This is a genomic window from Maribacter sp., assembly GCF_016744255.1.
Taxonomy (GTDB): domain Bacteria; phylum Bacteroidota; class Bacteroidia; order Flavobacteriales; family Flavobacteriaceae; genus Maribacter_B.
Window position 1 is genome coordinate 1 of sequence record NZ_JADGES010000020.1, and the last position, 12,586, is coordinate 12,586.

Genomic DNA, 12,586 nt, shown 5'->3' on the forward strand with positions numbered 1-12,586 from the left:
TTATCATCTGAGAAAGGTGCTTTTTGTGTTGCACCACAAAGGTAACTTTGAGGAACAAAACTCCCTTTCTCTTTTTTAAGCGTTTAGGACGCTATTGATTAAATTTATGTTTTATAAAAAGGTAATGTAGTAGCCAAGATAAATATAATTAAGAAACTTCGATAGTTCTAAAAGTAAGATTAATTCGTGGGCTATGTACTTTTTTGGTCGGTGGTAATCGGTGTAACCAATGTTTTTGTGTTGTACCTTTCATTACTAATAGACTACCTTTTTCTAGAACTATACTAATGGTTTGTTTGGTGTCTTTATGTTTGAATAGAAATTTTCTTTCAGCTCCAAAACTGAGTGATGCTATAGCTCCATTTTGTTTTAAATCTTTTTCACCATCGCTATGCCACGCCATACCTTCTTCTCCATTATGGTAAAGGTTTAATAGGCAAGAATTATAAGTTTCATCTGTTTTATTCTCGACTAAGCCTTTTAGTTCTAAAAGCTCTTTAGTCCAAGGTAAAGAATTTTTTGTACTGTTAGAATAGGAGTACTCAAACGATTTGGCGGCATACCAAGCAACTTTACGCTTGGTAAAAATTCGTTTTCCAAAAAGTACGGCTTCATCTGGCTTCCATTCTATTGTATTGTAGAGGGAGTCGAAATAAGATAGACATTTAGTAAGAGGTAATACGGTACCATAATAAATTACTTCTCCATCAAAAGGTAAAATATTAGGAGTGGCATCCTGATTAAATAAATCCATCTTTAATAGTTTACACTAAGATAATAATTTAAAGGGCCTTTTAGGAATATCTTAAGCTCTTGCTGTAAGCGATTTAAAGAATACATACCCAAAACCTAAGAATAACATAAAATGAAAAGGAAATAGTCCAAAATCATTTAATGGTATAGCGCTATACATTCCAAAAAGGAAATAAATCATAAGCGCCGCTTCTAATATCATATTAGGAGATAGTTTCTTGGTTAGGTATTTATTGCCTTTCCAACTATCTGTAAGGTTATTAAGGTTAAATTTTGGGGTTCTAACAAACTCGCTTCTTTTCCCCATATGCCCTTCTAAAACAGCTATAGAGTTGTGCAAAGAAAAACCAAGAGCAACAGAGAAAAAGGTAAAAAATAGTTTTATATAATCTATAAAATTGTCGAAACTACTGCCTTGTATACTTTTATAAGTAAACCAATAACAAACAAAAAGTATAATGGTACTTACAATGAAAAAACTTGTTACTTCAAAAATCCAACCTAAATGGCCATACATGTTTTTAATGTAAAGCATAGGGATACTTAATAAAGCAACTATAAATACACAAAGGAACATAGAACTATTAAGTAGGTGCATTACACCATGAAATTTAGTTTTAAAAGGAATATTTTTAGAAGTAACAACGCTCACTACTGTTTTTCTAAAGTTCTCTGCTCCACCTTTATTCCATCGAAATTGTTGTGAGCGAGCAGCGCTAATAACAACAGGTAACTCGGCAGGGGTTTCTACGTCTTCTAAATATTTAAACTTCCAGTTTTTTAATTGTGCTCTATAGCTTAAATCTAGATCTTCGGTTAATGTGTCACCTTCCCAATTTCCAGCATCTAGAATACATTTTTTACGCCAAATACCGGCAGTACCATTAAAATTTATAAAATGCCCTTTGGCATTACGGCCTACTTGTTCTAAAGTAAAATGTGCATCTAAAGCGAAGGCTTGTATACGTGTTAGAGTAGAGTAGTCTCTATTAATATGTCCCCAACGTGTTTGTACAACGCCAATTTCTTCATCTTTAAAATAGATAACTGTTTTCTTAAGCCAATCGCTATCGGGTAAAAAATCAGCATCAAAAATGGCTATAAAATCTCCTTTTGCTACCTCAAGACCTTCTTTTAAAGCACCAGCTTTAAAACCTTGTCTGTTGGTTCTACAAATATGCTTTATATCTAGGCCAGTAGCCTGTAATTTTTTAACGTGTTTTGCCGTCTCTATAACAGTTTCATCTGTAGAATCGTCTAACACCTGAATTTCTAATTTACTATGAGGGTATTCTAATTTTGCGATATTTTCTAAAAGCCGATCCATTACATATTCCTCGTTATAAACGGGAAGTTGTATGGTTACAAAAGGAATTTCTTTTGGGTCTAATAGGTTAAATTTTGGAGCTGTTTTGTTTTGCTTTTTATAGCCTAAATAGTTGATTAGTAGATTAAGCTGAGCCAAACTGTAGAAAAATATCAACACCAAGGCAATGCTGTAAATGGCAATAATAATGTAAGCAATTGTAAGTCCCATTTTATTTGATGCTATATTTAAATATCCAACTTAATATTTTAATGCCTGCAAATATACTACCTTTTACTGTTCCTGATACTTTTGAGATGCCAATTCTTTTTTTGTAACGCACTGGAACTTCGGTATATGCTAGCTTTTGTTTTAATGCTTTTAGTTGCATTTCAACCGTCCATCCATAGGTAGTATCTTCCATTTGTAGAGACAATAATTTATCATATTGTATGGCTCTAAATGGTCCTAAATCTGTAAATGTTGCTCCGAAAAGTACTTTCATTAAACTAGTAGCTAACCAATTACCGAAAATTTGCTGAGGGGTCATACTACCTTCTTCTCTAAGCTCTTTTACACGGGAGCCAATTACAAAATCTACCTTTTTATCTAGTATCGGTTGCACCAGTTTAGTGAGTTCTTCAGGGTAATCCGAATAGTCGCCATCTATAAATACGATAATATCAGGGTTTTCAGATTGTTTACTTACATACTCTAACCCAGTTAAACAGGCGTATCCATAGCCCATTTTAGGTTCCGTAAGCACCGTTGCTCCTGATTTTTCTGCATTTAATACAGTTTCATCTGTAGAATTATTATTTACTACAATAATTTCGGAGACTTCCTTGGGAATCTCATTAATTACATGGGCAATAGAATCTGCTTCATTAAAAGCGGGAATAATAACTTTTATGTTGGTCATTAATGTAAATCAGATAATTTATTTTCTTTTTTAAAACTAGAAAAAGTGGCCCATTCTTTTATTCTTTTTCCATTAATATATTGCACAGCAGCGGTAATTTTTTCATTTTCATACTTTAGGCAATAGCCATTTTTTTTGCCGTATTTAAGTTGGCATTTATGAGCAATAGTTCCTTTTTTGTTATAAAAAAGCCACCAATTTATCATCTGCCCGTCATCGTAATTACCTTCTCTAACCCTCACATTATATTTACTGTAAAAATACCAATAGTTTTCTCTTTTATCATCTTTGTAATGGCCTTGTTCAGAAAGGGTGCCGTTTTTATGATAAAATTTCCAATACCCTGTTTTTGTATTATTTAATAACCAGCCTTCTCCTTTGGTTTTTCCATTTTCGTAAAATTCCTTGTGATACCTGGGGTCTTCTTTTTCATTATAATTTAGAAAAAGACATAGTATGGCCATTATAGGGACTTTAAAAATCATGGTACTTTTATTTTTTGTTTACTAATTCCATTAAGTTAACATCGTTACCTAATAATACTTCGGTAGGATTAATTCGCCCTTCGGTAGGGCCGTTTTCTAATTTTAGTACACCACGAGGACAAACCGCAGAACAAACACCACAGCCAACGCAACTAGATCGGACTATATTTTCTCCTTTTTGTGCATAGGCTCTAACATCGATACCTTGTTCGCAATACGTAGAGCAGTTTCCACAAGAAATACATTGCCCTCCATTGGTGGTAATTCTAAAACGAGATTTAAAACGTTGTACAAAGCCTAAATAGGCAGCTAAAGGACAACCAAACCTACACCATACTCTGTTACCAAAAATGGGGTAGAATCCTGTGCCGATAACTCCTGCGAAGATAGCGCCTATTAAAAAGCTATAAGTATTCATAATACTCTGTACTTTTATGCCTAACACTGTACCTGTTTCAGTAAAAAAACCATAAAGTGTAAAACCGGTCATTACTAGGGCAAAAAGCAATACCCCATGAATTAACCAACGTTCTATTTTCCAAGAAAATAAAGATTTACTGGAGTGTTGGCGATAAGGGTCTCCTAAAGTTTCCGCAAGTCCACCACAACCGCAAACCCAAGAGCAATACCATCTTTTTCCAAAGAAATAAACCATCACGGGAACAATAACTACGGTTAATAGAATACCCCAAACCAAAATAAACAAACCTAGGCCTCCTCCATTTATGAGTTCTTTTAAGTTCCAATTAAAAAAGAAATCGTAATCTAAAGGAAATGCATTTTTAAAATCATACCCTTTAGAATAGGATAATTGTAGACGTACCATTATCTCTGGAATTAGAAAAGCGAATACAATTTGAAAAAATAGCACGGAGGTAGTACGTACTACTTGATACATATTGTGACGGTATTTAATGTACATACGAATAGCCATAACGGTCATTACTATACAATACATAAAACCATATACAAACCAATGACCAGCGGGGTTTCCACTTAGGCTTTCACTAATAGGGTCAACCAAGTATGTCCAGTTTACAGTATATTCAGATTTAAAATATAGAACAAGATAAAAGCTGACTAAAAAAATGAAAACAAGCCAGGCAATCGAGCCTTTATTAGTGGAATTTTGCTGGTAAATATGGTCGTTTTTTATTCCTTTTTCACCTAAAGTAATAACTTGTGGAACTATAAATAGAAGAGCTCCAATAACACCCAATCCAAAGGTAAGTAGCCACATTAATCCCTTGTTTTCTGGAACGAACCCATAACCAGATTTTTTACGGATAGAAGTAGCCAAATCATCGCTGCTGGTATATATTTTTTTACTCCATTCTTTATTTTTAATATGTATTTCATTCGCGGTATCAATTGCGCCTTTTATTATAGGTGCTAAAGAGGTAATGCCGTCAAAATCTTTCCCAACCAATTTCCGTTGCAAGTCTGCAACGAAGATTTCGCTTTTTATACCTTGATTGGTAATTATGTCATCAAATGTTTTTTGATTGAGCTTAAAATTCCCTAAAAAGGGAAGTGCGGTAAATATTCCTAAGCCAACTAAAAAGACGGCAATTCCAATGTTTTGTATTGCTTTCATAATTATGCTCTGGCTTTAGGTATTGTAAAAATTCTTTTCCAACTTTTTTTCTTTGGAGAAATGTCTGCACCAAATTCTTTGTTGAAGTGTGTTATAATTTCTTGTTCGTATAGCGCAAAAAATTCAGGGTCAAAATTGGCATCTTTAAGATATTCCATTACGTATTCTATACTGCGATTTTCGGTGAGCCAACGGTCAAAAATAGCATGGCGCATACGAATACCAAACGTATTAATGCCAAGAAATGCTTTGGTGTCTTTATGAAAAGCGATGGTTACACATATTTTTTCCGTAGTATGTCTCCAGTAGAAATGTTGTTCGTATTCTTTTCTACCACGTTCACTAAAAACCCAACCATAGGTCTGGTATTCTAAATCTAAAAATTTGGCAGAATTAAACCAGTGCCCAGGTTTGTATTCTGTAGGATTGCCACATATAGTTTGTGCAAGGGTTTCTCCCATCATTCTTCCGGTATACCAAACTGCTTCAATAGGTCTACGATAGCCAATTCCTTTGTGCTGTTCCGCGCAATCTCCTATAGCGTAAATATTAGGGATATTAGTTTCTAACATTCTATTTACTTTGACGCCTCTTCCTAGTTCTATTCCAGAGTCTTTTAAAAAATTAATATTAGGAGAAACACCAGCTGTAAGCCCCACAATATCGCATTCAATAGTATCTCCTTTATCCGTAGTTACCGCTCTTGCTTTACCGTTTTCATCAGCTAAAATTTCTATTAAACTTGTCTCTAATTGTAAATCTATGTGGTGTTCTAATATATGCTCATTAATTAATTGCGATTCTCCTTTAGGAAGAACCCCATTCCAAAAGCTACTTTCTCGGACTAAAAAAGTTACTGGAATATCTCTACTTCTTAGCATTTCGGCCATTTCTATTCCAATTAAACCGCCACCTACAATTACGGCTCTTTTACAAACGGTTTTATTCGGAGCATTTTTTTCTAATGCATCTAAGTCTTGTTTAGAATATAGTCCTTGTACATGATCTAAATCTTGTCCTGGCCAACCAAATTTATTAGGTTTAGATCCTGTAGCAATAACTAGTTTATCATAAGATATATCCGTACTATTTTTAATTTTTAGAATCTGGTTTTTATGGTCAATAGAATTTACATAGCCTTTAACCAAATCGATTCTATTTTTTTTCCAAAACCAGTTTTCATAAGGCTGGGTATGTTCAAATTTCATATGGCCCATATAAACATACATAAGTGCAGTTCTAGAGAAAAAATAATCAGTCTCTGCGGATATAATGGTAATTCTTTTGTCGGATAATTTTCTAATATGGCGGGCTGCGGTTACCCCAGAAATTCCATTACCTATAATGACTATATGTTCCATAAAATTGATTGGTTGTTAGGTGTCTGTCGAAGTTAAACATAAAAACTTAACGATATTTTGAAATATATTTTTGAGATAACTATGTGGGACTTTTAAAGTTCCTTTGATACCAGAAAGAATAGGAAGGGTTTTGTTATGTTTTAAAAATAAGGACGACAGAGCATAAAGTAATTTGCACTTAAAATGAAAAAAACACAATGAACAGTGTTCTTTTAGGGCAACTTAAGGGTGTGTTTTTCTTTAAAAAACTAACATTTAAAAAAATAGAATGAAAAAAATAGTAATCGTAGCATTATTTAGTTTTTTTGGTCATTTAGGTATTGCTCAGAACACAGATATATTTTTCAATAAGGCAGATGCTTTTTTTGGCAAACACGTAAAAGAAGGAAAAGTAGCATACGCTGATATTAAAAAAAATAGAGCGGAATTAGACGCTTTATTACAAATGTCTCAAGAAATGGTAGTAGTAAAGAGTAATGCTAAAGAATACCAATCTTTTTGGATAAACGGATATAATTTAACTGTTATTAAAAGTATAGTAGCCAATTACCCTATAAAGTCGCCATTAGATAAAGCAGGTTTTTTTGATAAAGTAAAGCATAGTATAGGAGGTGAAAATATAACCCTTAACGATATTGAGAATAAATTATTGAGAGGTAATTTTCCAAACGAACCTCGTTTTCATTTTGTTTTGGTTTGTGCAGGTCTTGGATGCCCACCGATAATTAGTAAAGCGTATAGGCCAAGTATATTAGAGAAGCAGTTACAAACGCAAACAAAAACAGCATTAAACAATACTAAGTTTATTCAGGTACATAAAAATAGGGTAAAGATTTCTCAGATATTCGAATGGTATAAAGGAGATTTTACAAAAAATGGATCTTTAGTAGATTATATAAATCAATACAAGAAAGAAAAATTACCAATAAAAGCTAAAGTTTCTTATTACCCTTACGACTGGGCATTGAACGATTTAAAATAAAAAATAGCAACCTAAAAAATATAAAATGAAATTAGTTAAAAAATATAGTATTGCAGTCGCTGTTCTTTTAGTTACTAGCATCAATTTTGCCCAAGAAGATAGTCAGGAGAAAAGTAATGTGCAAGAATTTACACCTTCTAAACTTTTGAGTAAAGGCCAGTGGGATATAAAGTTTTTTAATGGATTATACACACAGACAAAGCGGACAGATGGCGGAAGTAAATCTGTGGATATTAATAGAGAAAGCTTTTTTACGAATACAACAGAAATTTATACAGGATTAAGCGATAATTCTCGAATTAATATAGGGTTAATATTTCAGGTTAGAGCAAATACATATTCTGGTGCTGACGCTTTAGATGTATTTAGTTTTAAAGATAATGAATTAGATGCGAGAAGTGGTTTTACAACAATAGCACCATCTATAAGGGTGCAACCATTTAAAAATGTATCTAATTTTTCTTTTACAAGTTCTTTGTTTTTACCTATTTTTAAAGATGTGCCTAATGCGCCATATTTAGATAAAAGAAGTATTTTTTGGGAAACAAAATTCTTTTATGATAAAACTTTTGGAAGAGGAGATTGGCAAGTATTTACAGAAGCAGATTTAGGGTTTAATTTTGGAGAAAGTAGACAAGATGCGGATGCAGATGAAGTAAATGAAGGAGAACGTTTTGCTAATAATAGCTTGTCTGTGCCTGTAAGTGTTTTTCTTAGCTATTTTCCATCAACGAAGTCTACTGTTTTTGTAAATACGCAACAGTCTTTTTTCATTGGTTATGATAATCCTGGGAATGATAATAATAATTTTTCTCAAGATTATACTGCTTTAGGTTTTGGAGGAAAGTATCAACTTACTAACGCATTGAATTTAGAGTTATCGTACAATAAATTTGTTAGAGGACATAATTTTCAAGGTTTGGGACAAACATTTAGTTTAGGCCTTAGAGCAATATTATAAATAACTTACTTTAGAAGTCTTAACTCTCTTTAAATGAAAAAACTAGGACTCCTTTTTTTATTTCTATTGCAGTTTTCTTGTTCTAGCCAAAAGGCTACAAAAATTAATGGCGTAAGTTTTGTCGCATCTAGGGAAGAAGCGACGCAAGAACATATAGATAATGTAAAATACATTAATGCAAACCATGCAGCGATAATGCCCTTTGGTTTTATTCGGAATATAAGCTCTCCTGAAATTATTTTTAATACAGACCGGCAATGGTTTGGTGAAACCAAAAAGGGAGCAAAGCAGTATGTAGAACTTTTACATAAGAATAAAATTAAGGTAATGCTAAAACCACAAATTTGGATTTGGCGTGGCAAATTTACAGGAACCCTAAAAATGAATTCGGAAGAAGACTGGGTTACTTTAGAAAAGTCATACGAAAAGTTTATTATTACCTATGCACAATTGGCAGAAGAAACAAAAGTGGAGCTGCTATGTATAGGCACAGAGTTAGAGAAATTTGTAAATCTTAGGCCAGCATATTGGGAACAACTAATTACGAAGATTAGAAAGGTGTATAAGGGCCAATTAACATATGCTGCTAATTGGGATGAATATCCTAAAGTAGCTTTTTGGAGTCAATTAGATTTTATAGGGATAGATGCTTATTTTCCATTGTCGGAATCTAAAACCCCAACACTAGAAGAACTAAAAATAGGATGGCAGCCTTGGAAAAGAAAAATAAAATCTTTATCCAACACCACTAGTAAACCAGTAATTTTTACGGAGTTTGGGTATAGGAGTATGGATTATACTGCTAAAAAACCATGGCTGGTAGATCGTACCAATGAAGCAGTTAATTTAATAGCGCAAGCCAATGCAAAGGAGGCTATATTTTTAGAATTTTGGCAAGAAGAATGGTTTGCTGGTGGGTATGTTTGGAAATGGTTTTTAAATCATGAAAATGTAGGAGGACAGAATGATAATAGATTTACGCCCCAAAACAAACCCGCGCAAGAAGTTATAAAAAAATTTTATAAAATATACTAAGATGAAAAACACTTTTTTCTTTGTTCTGATAGGCTTATTTTTTAGTTGCTCTAATGATTTAGAGCTTGTAGAAGGCACTTTGGAGCAGTATATAAAAAGAAAAGAATTTGTAGTAGATAATGTAATTGCATGTGCCGCAAGTAATGAAAACTCAGAAACGGTAAGTATCTATTTGTACCCAAGGGAAGGAGCTACAAATATACAATGTTATACTACGGAAACTGCCAATACGGATAAAGATGATTTTAGAAATTACACCAAACTAAATCTACCTCTTTCAGAAGTTTTTAATGGATATTTAATGAAATTCGATGGGCAATTTGAAAACGAAAAATGGGTTATTGTAACTTTTGAGGAAGCCGGGAAAACACATTTGTCTAATCCTATTCGTTTAAAACATTTAAGTAAGGCTACAGAATATTCTCCAGAGAATATTGAAATACAAACAAATACACAGATGCCAGTTTTTACATGGCAAGATGGTACTTATACAGATTCAAAAATATATTTTCAGGTTGTAGCTAATTCGCAGAGTAATTTAATATCAGGAACCTATACTTATGATACGATGTTTACGTATTATAATTTAGACAATGTAGTGTTAAATGTAACTACAGGAGTTCCACCAGAGTTACAAAAAGATACAAATTACACATTTAATTTAATGGGTGTTAGTGAAGATAATTGGGTAAATTTATTTTCCATAAAACCTTTTGTTCTGCAATTTTAAATTATGCAAAAAATATACTTTTTTTTACTTGTACTATTTGTTTCTGTAAACGGGTATGCTCAGACGAATATTGTTACAGAGATAAGAATAAAAGGAGCTAAAAAAACAAAAGTTTCTTTTATTAAAAAATTAATAAAACTACAGTCCGGAACCCAGTTAGATTCTACCATTTTAGTTTCGGATGTAGAGCACCTAAAAAGGCTGCCTTTTGTCGCCAATGCTAATTTTTTAGTAACAAATAATTTGGGAGCAAGTTATATGGTTGTTTATGAGATAGAAGAAAATTTTACTTTAATTCCTTTTGCCAATCTTTTTAGTTCCTCTAATGATGCTTTTGCTTTTAGAGTAGGTCTACAAGAATTTAACTTTCTAGGCAGAGGCGTAACCTTAGGAGGATTTTATCAATATGATATTTTTAATTCTTATGGAGTTAATATTAGAACTCCCTATCTATTTAGTCCTAAATTGGGTTTAGCAGTAAATTATAAAGACCTTACTACTCAGGAGCCCGTATTTTTTGATAATACAAATGCAGATTATCAATACAATAACAAAGGAGTAGAAGTTTTGGGTTTATATCAAATAAATTTTAAAAACAGAGTAGAGTTTGGTTACAGTACATTTACAGAGGATTATAATTATATTTCTGGTGCTCAAAAGGCAGAGGTGCCATTGGCTTTGAATGTAGATAAGCACTTGTGGAAGTTTATTTACAATTATGATAATATTGATTATCATTACCAGTACTTATCGGGTTCTAGGAGTAATCTTAATTTTCAATACGTAGGAAGCACGGATACTAATTTACCAGAATTTTTAATTGGCTTTAATGATTTTGCGTTCTATAAAAGAATAGGAAAAAAGGGAAATTGGGCAAGTAGAGTTCGCCTAGGGTTAGCAACAAATATAGAAACACCTTTTGCTCCTTTTACCGTAGATAATAATATAAATATAAGAGGGGTTGGTAATACGATAGACCGTGGGACCGCAGCAATTATAATTAACACAGAGTATAGGCATACTTTAGTAGATAAAGACTGGTTTGTTTTGCAAAGCAATATTTTTATAGATGGAGGTTCTTGGCGAAACCCTGGTGGAGATTTAGGAGATTTTAGTGATAGCCAGAATGTTCGTATATATCCAGGAGTTGGCCTACGATTTATGCATAAAAAAATATTCAATGCTATATTTAGAATAGATTATGGTTACGGAGTAACCCCAGATTCTTCTCGAGGGCTTGTTTTTGGAATTGGTCAATATTTCTAATGTTTAAAACATAGTTAGTTTCTTTTTTAATTCCTTTTTTAGAGTACGTAATAGTTATATAAATTTGAAATGTCTATTTTTAATAGTAGGCATCATTTTTGAATTCAATTTTAATATGTCCATTTTAAAACCATTTTTCGTAGGCAGCATGCTTACTTTATTGCTAAGTTTTTCTTTTGCAGCTACAGCGCAAGACACTTTAGATGTTGCTGTTGCAGAAAAAGGAGAGGGTGTTTATGCTCTTTTACGTAAAAAAGGAGTAAACCCTTATGAAGCTTATGAAGCCTTTGTTTCTTTAAATATTGGCAATATGCGCGATAGTATACATTTGTATGAAGGCCGTACCTATAAGATTCCTGCAGAACTAAAGGAAGTAGCTTCAGATGAAGATGTAGTAGAAAATACCGTATTAAACAAAGGAAAAGGGTATGCTATTTTTGGAAAAAAATACAGTAAAATACCTGCAAAGAGTACTAAACTTAAAAATGCCGTCTATTATTTGGTTTCTGGTCATGGTGGTCCAGACCCAGGAGCAATGGGTACTTATGCTGGTAAATCTATTTCAGAGGACGAATATGCTTACGATATAACATTAAGGCTGGCAAGAGAGCTAATCTCTCATGGCGCATTGGTTTATATTATTATAAGAGACAAGAATGATGGTATTCGTGATGATCGTTATTTAAAAATTGATCATGATGAAGTAGCTTATCCAGATGAGGTTATTCCATTAAACCAGGTTGCTAGATTAAAACAACGCGTAGATATTGTTAATAAATTATACAAAAAACATCGAGGTAAATACCAACGTTTAATAGTAACACATATAGATAGTAGAAGTAAGGGTCAAAATATAGATGTTTTCTTTTATCATCATGAAAAAAGTAAGAATGGAAAAAAAATAGCAGAAAATATTCATACTACTTTTCAAAAAAAGTATAAAAAATACCAACCCAACAGAGCGTATTCTGGAACTTTTTCAGATAGAACGGAGTTGTATTTGGTGCGTAAAACGCATCCTGCTATGACCTATATAGAAATAGGAAATATTAAAAATAAGAAAGACCAAAAAAGAATTTTGGAGCCAGAGAATAGGCAAGCCCTTGCCAAATGGATTAGCGAAGGCGCTATTCTAGATTTCACAAAAAAATAAAATCTTTTTTAGAAAGAATAGTATTATATTTCTAG

The 12,586-nt window shown here is 32.7% G+C and carries 12 protein-coding genes; 6 read left to right on the plus strand and 6 right to left on the minus strand.

What is annotated here, in order from left to right:
* Positions 1–148: 148 nt before the first annotated feature.
* From QZZ51_RS05400 to QZZ51_RS05425, 6 genes are read right to left on the minus strand one after another with little or no spacing between them, the layout of a single operon-like run.
* Positions 149–754, minus strand: a complete 606-nt coding sequence (locus QZZ51_RS05400) for an alpha-ketoglutarate-dependent dioxygenase AlkB (RefSeq protein ID WP_291866979.1) — start codon at positions 752–754, stop codon at positions 149–151.
* A 51-nt stretch (positions 755–805) separates the two neighbouring features.
* Complete coding sequence (locus QZZ51_RS05405) at positions 806–2,290, minus strand: cellulose synthase family protein (protein WP_291866982.1); 1,485 nt, start codon at positions 2,288–2,290, stop codon at positions 806–808.
* A 1-nt stretch (position 2,291) separates the two neighbouring features.
* Positions 2,292–2,981 (minus strand): glycosyltransferase family 2 protein, encoded by a 690-nt coding sequence (locus QZZ51_RS05410; protein WP_291866984.1) that lies wholly within the window; start codon positions 2,979–2,981, stop codon positions 2,292–2,294.
* Positions 2,981–3,466: a hypothetical protein gene (locus tag QZZ51_RS05415; protein ID WP_291866985.1), complete on the minus strand. Its 486-nt coding sequence runs from the start codon at positions 3,464–3,466 to the stop codon at positions 2,981–2,983. Before QZZ51_RS05415 ends, QZZ51_RS05410 begins: the two co-directional genes overlap by 1 nt.
* A 7-nt stretch (positions 3,467–3,473) precedes the next feature.
* A complete protein-coding gene (locus QZZ51_RS05420; protein WP_291866988.1) occupies positions 3,474–5,063 on the minus strand; it encodes a 4Fe-4S dicluster domain-containing protein in 1,590 nt (529 codons plus the stop codon).
* Between the two features lie 2 nt (positions 5,064–5,065).
* Positions 5,066–6,424, minus strand: coding sequence for an FAD/NAD(P)-binding oxidoreductase (locus QZZ51_RS05425; RefSeq protein ID WP_291867026.1), 1,359 nt, complete (start codon positions 6,422–6,424; stop codon positions 5,066–5,068).
* Positions 6,425–6,692: 268 nt separating this feature from the next.
* Between QZZ51_RS05425 and QZZ51_RS05430 the strand changes: the two genes are divergently transcribed.
* The 6 genes from QZZ51_RS05430 (at position 6,693) to QZZ51_RS05455 (ending at position 12,551) form a co-directional block, all read left to right on the plus strand.
* A complete protein-coding gene (locus tag QZZ51_RS05430) occupies positions 6,693–7,406 on the plus strand; it encodes a DUF547 domain-containing protein (RefSeq protein ID WP_291867028.1) in 714 nt (237 codons plus the stop codon).
* Between the two features lie 25 nt (positions 7,407–7,431).
* Positions 7,432–8,367: a hypothetical protein gene (locus QZZ51_RS05435; RefSeq protein ID WP_291867031.1), complete on the plus strand. Its 936-nt coding sequence runs from the start codon at positions 7,432–7,434 to the stop codon at positions 8,365–8,367.
* Between the two features lie 33 nt (positions 8,368–8,400).
* Entirely contained in the window at positions 8,401–9,402 is a 1,002-nt protein-coding gene (locus QZZ51_RS05440) for a glycoside hydrolase TIM-barrel-like domain-containing protein (RefSeq protein WP_291867034.1), read from the plus strand.
* A gap of 1 nt (position 9,403) precedes the next feature.
* Positions 9,404–10,132 (plus strand): hypothetical protein, encoded by a 729-nt coding sequence (locus QZZ51_RS05445; protein WP_291867037.1) that lies wholly within the window; start codon positions 9,404–9,406, stop codon positions 10,130–10,132.
* A 3-nt stretch (positions 10,133–10,135) separates the two neighbouring features.
* The gene (locus QZZ51_RS05450; RefSeq protein ID WP_291867039.1) at positions 10,136–11,398 is read left to right on the plus strand and encodes an outer membrane protein assembly factor; all 1,263 of its coding nucleotides are present in this window, start codon (positions 10,136–10,138) and stop codon (positions 11,396–11,398) included.
* A gap of 115 nt (positions 11,399–11,513) precedes the next feature.
* A complete protein-coding gene (locus QZZ51_RS05455; RefSeq protein WP_291867041.1) occupies positions 11,514–12,551 on the plus strand; it encodes an N-acetylmuramoyl-L-alanine amidase in 1,038 nt (345 codons plus the stop codon).
* Positions 12,552–12,586: the final 35 nt, after the last annotated feature.